Origin of the sequence: Zooshikella ganghwensis DSM 15267 (assembly GCF_000428585.1) — a bacterium.
GTDB lineage: Bacteria > Pseudomonadota > Gammaproteobacteria > Pseudomonadales > Zooshikellaceae > Zooshikella > Zooshikella ganghwensis.
This window is the reverse complement of record NZ_AUAF01000265.1, coordinates 1-3,554: the sequence shown is the minus strand read 5'-3', so window position 1 is coordinate 3,554 and position 3,554 is coordinate 1. Positions and strand designations below refer to the sequence as shown.

The 3,554-nt window shown below is 43.3% G+C and carries 7 protein-coding genes; 2 read left to right on the top strand and 5 right to left on the bottom strand.

What is annotated here, in order from left to right; genetic code table 11:
* From F607_RS31895 to F607_RS0125555, 5 genes are all read right to left on the bottom strand, one after another.
* The coding region (locus F607_RS31895; RefSeq protein WP_038292314.1) for a hypothetical protein at nt 1-764 on the bottom strand (764 nt) is incomplete at its 3' end.
* A 40-nt stretch (nt 765-804) separates the two neighbouring features.
* Nucleotides 805-1,029, bottom strand: coding sequence for a major capsid protein (locus F607_RS0125565; protein WP_027710289.1), 225 nt, complete (start codon nt 1,027-1,029; stop codon nt 805-807).
* 13 nt (nt 1,030-1,042) lie between these two features.
* Nucleotides 1,043-1,282: a hypothetical protein gene (locus F607_RS34435; protein WP_157365607.1), complete on the bottom strand. Its 240-nt coding sequence runs from the start codon at nt 1,280-1,282 to the stop codon at nt 1,043-1,045.
* 2 nt (nt 1,283-1,284) lie between these two features.
* Entirely contained in the window at nt 1,285-1,575 is a 291-nt protein-coding gene (locus F607_RS0125560) for a hypothetical protein (RefSeq protein WP_027710288.1), read from the bottom strand.
* 11 nt (nt 1,576-1,586) lie between these two features.
* Nucleotides 1,587-2,606 carry a phage/plasmid replication protein, II/X family gene (locus F607_RS0125555; protein ID WP_027710287.1) on the bottom strand — a complete coding sequence of 340 codons (1,020 nt, stop codon included), beginning with the start codon at nt 2,604-2,606 and terminating at the stop codon, nt 1,587-1,589.
* Nucleotides 2,607-2,803: 197 nt separating this feature from the next.
* Between F607_RS0125555 and F607_RS0125550 the strand changes: the two genes are divergently transcribed.
* Nucleotides 2,804-3,079 (top strand): hypothetical protein, encoded by a 276-nt coding sequence (locus F607_RS0125550; protein ID WP_027710286.1) that lies wholly within the window; start codon nt 2,804-2,806, stop codon nt 3,077-3,079.
* 181 nt (nt 3,080-3,260) lie between these two features.
* On the top strand, nt 3,261-3,554 hold a 294-nt coding region (locus tag F607_RS31890; protein WP_157365606.1), incomplete at its 3' end, for a hypothetical protein.

Genomic DNA, 3,554 nt, shown 5'->3' with positions numbered 1-3,554 from the left:
TTAAGCACCAAGCCACTGTTAGCACAGCTCTCGTTCTTCGTTTGTAAAATGCATGACTCACGCAAATCACCTTCTAACTTCGAACACTTAGAGCCACAGTTTTGAATGTAACACTGGTTTTTAGCGTCGCCGTCTTCCATGCCTTTACATGCGCCACAAGTGTCTTGTGAAATACAGGCGTCATCAGAAGAAAAACAGGCTTTACCTTTTTCAGGATCAACCGTTTGGACAGGGTTGCAACGTGGAGGGTAAGACATCCGGTCAATGCCTGACACAGGGCACTTAGGTAAAGTTCTATCACACTCTGTTGTAGTAGAAGCAAAATACCCGTCGTCACAACGAAAATAGCAACGCTGATCAAACGAGACAGAATCCGAGGCGCATGAAACGCAATGCTCACTCAAATTGATAGATGATTGATCACGCTTCCAGCCAGCAACACAAATCCCTGAATGGTCCTGTCCTCGACAAAAATCTGCACTATAAAAGTAATCACGTCCCGACAAATATAACAGCTTAATATTTCTCACTGACTGATTGCCTGGCGGATAATAATACTCAGTTAGTACCGCCTTAGCCGTAACTTCTGGCGAAATAGAAAAAAAACGATGATCAACATCTCTACCAATATTACTTGTATACATGAACTGAGTTCCTGCTGGACATTCCAATGCAGAAACAGAAAAGGCTGCTAAAAAGCAGCCCATCAGCAGTAACCAACGGCTATAACGTTTGACCAATCCTAATTGCCAGAATAAACGCATAAGCGGCTGCTACTCCTAAAAACAAAGACCAAACCATCGATTAAAGCTTTTTAATCAGGCTCAAAACGATATTGATAACGACGAACGCCGCCGCTGCAATAATCACCGCCTGACCTACGGTTAAACCTGATGTTTTAGCCCCATCAATCGCCGACACTACGCCCGATGTATCAATACCTGTGCTGGTTGCTGCACCATCAGCCCACACAGAAAACGATACAAAAGCCCCTGTCATTGCAGTCAATGCGTTACGTATAAACTTCATTTTTTATCCCTTATTAACGTGATCGCATTCGACGGATTTGCGCTAAGACAATGCCAATGGTCAAACCGACCGCAAACATCATCAAAGTCCCTAAAAATCCTATGTTGAATGCCTCTTGAGAAAACTCACCCAATAGGCTCGGCACGTGTCCAGGTGCCAATAAATTCGCTTGAACATACGACACTTGCTCACACACCTGACCGTCAGGTGATTCGCGAAACGAGGTACAAACCGCGACGTGTGAAACGGTCACAGCTACGCGGCTTTTTGCTTCGCATCCACTTCAGTCGGTAAATCAGTTCCGCTGTAGTGGTAGTAGGTATTGTTGTTGAAGGCTTTAACCCAGACGGGGATTAAGCACACCTTATCGATGAGCTGCTGCACCTTCATTGGAATACCTAAATCGTTTTGCGCTTTGGCAAAATTAATCCTGAACATGTCGAATTCAGAACCTTCAACATGTAACGTGTATTGCATATAAGGCCCGCTATTACCGGATTTTTGCTGTTCAGTAATACCGCGGATTTTTCCCTTTAAATACAACATGTGACGTCTCCTTAACCTTGAAAAACCAATTTCTCTTTATAAGCCCAGTCTGGTACACCTGCGGGCTTAGCCTCTAACACGCGGATTAAAGGCACGACGTTACTGGTATCTGGCTTCTTAACCGGTAAATCCAGATCAATCCCGAACGCTTTAAGTAGCTTGTTATGCCTGCGAAACGTTGAGGCTGGTAGAATCTCTCTTAAGTGCGCGCCCTGCTGCCATAACATGTAGCTGCTCTGAACGGCACGCGGTAGCTTCATAATCTCTTCACTTGTTAAGGTGACGTTATTACGCATCTCTAACCGCCCTAAGTAATCTGTATATAAATTCTCAATACACTCTGCAGTTAAGCTGGCCGCTTGCTTAATCTCTCTACTCGTCAACTCTTTACCGCGCATGACTAATTCAACGCGCAATTTATCTTCGGCCCATTTTTTTACTCGATTAAAACGCTCTTCTTCCGGCAAATGATGCTTACGGTTAGCGGTTAACTCATCAAACTTGGCATAGGCTTTTAATGCCCAGCGCCTCGAACTTTTACCCCAATATAAGGTGTTGCCCTTGCCACTTGGTCGGCCGTGACGCGTCTTCGACTGAAACTCAGCCGCCCGCAACCACGCGCGAACATTAGCAAGTGAACCTAATGAGAAAGACTCGGTGATATCGATACGACGAATCTCGTAACGACCTGAGCGAATAGCTAATTCGTCGAACTGTAGATGATGTTCATTGAAGTGCTCCTTAATAATTTTTATTGTTTCCCAAACCAGCCCTAATACATCGTTAGAGCCAAAGGCATTGTGGCCTTGCAGAAATTTACTTGGATTGCCGTCAATTAATAAATGGGTTGCTTGGCCTGAGCCATCACCACCGACGGATTTAACTAAAATCTGGCTCTCATATGATCCCCGAATACTGATATGGCAACGGGTTTGCCAATCAATCTCCCCTGAAGCATTCGCTTTAATTAACACATCAGAAGGTAACGGAGTATGCAAGCAAGGTACTTCTGCCGTAATCCAGTCAATCATTGTCCGTTCCTAATTACACGACAGTTTGTAACTACGTCTCCCTAAAAATTGACGACATTTTATGTATAAAATGTGAAATACGTCAACAAACAGGTATACGGTACATTTAAAAATTTACGTTAACTGGTTTTATGACGGGTCGGTAAGATGAAAAAATTCACAAATTGTTCAGGGCTGAAACGGCGCAATATAGCGGTATGAAACGGTTTGAAGACTATCTCGACGCATTCAAAGAAAAACTAAAGATCGAAAGTGACTATGCGCTGGCAAAAGAACTTGATGTTAGCCGGCAGCAAATCTCTAACTTGCGTTATTACGGAGGGGCTTTAGGCAAAGAGAAATGTTTACGCATGGCTCAAGCATTACAAATCGATCCGATGCAAATCATCGCAACGGCAGAAGCTGCAAAGGCTAAGCAAAAGGAACTCAAATCGATTTGGCTTAAGCTAGCGAAAGAAAAAGGTAACGTATAAGGGCCTCACCAATTAAAAGTGAGCGGAAAGTCCACTACCCCTAAAATTACTGAATCTCTGATGAGCAGTGAGCTAGGCTAAGTCAGCTCAGCATTAAGTGCTCACCAATGAGCGGAAAGTCCAGTATTACCTATACAGGACTTTTGGGAAAAACCGGCACCCTCAGAAGTCACTTGAAGTCATGAAAAAAATACTCCTCACTGCCCTGCTAATTAGCTCGTCGTGTAATGCTGAAATAATCCGTTATCACTACAAAGATACAACCTACGTTAACCTAGTATTACAACGTGCAAGTAGCGATAAACGCCAAGAGCTTAGTAAAACCCTACGAGCAGAAAACATTAAACAAACACTAAAAGTTTTAAAAAAAATAGATAATCCTGCTGATGAAATTAGTCTTTATCAAACACTAAGCAACGTCTACTTATACGGCATCTACACCGCTAAGAACTATCAAAAAGCTTATCAGTGGAAG

Excerpts from the sequence above, each read along its gene's own strand:
- F607_RS0125560 (WP_027710288.1), bottom strand. The coding sequence starts at position 1,575 with ATGTTGTATTTAAAGGGAAAAATCCGCGGTATTACTGAACAGCAAAAA.
- F607_RS0125565 (WP_027710289.1), bottom strand. The coding sequence starts at position 1,029 with ATGAAGTTTATACGTAACGCATTGACTGCAATGACAGGGGCTTTTGTA.
- F607_RS0125555 (WP_027710287.1), bottom strand. The coding sequence starts at position 2,606 with ATGATTGACTGGATTACGGCAGAAGTACCTTGCTTGCATACTCCGTTA.
- F607_RS0125550 (WP_027710286.1), top strand. The coding sequence starts at position 2,804 with ATGAAACGGTTTGAAGACTATCTCGACGCATTCAAAGAAAAACTAAAG.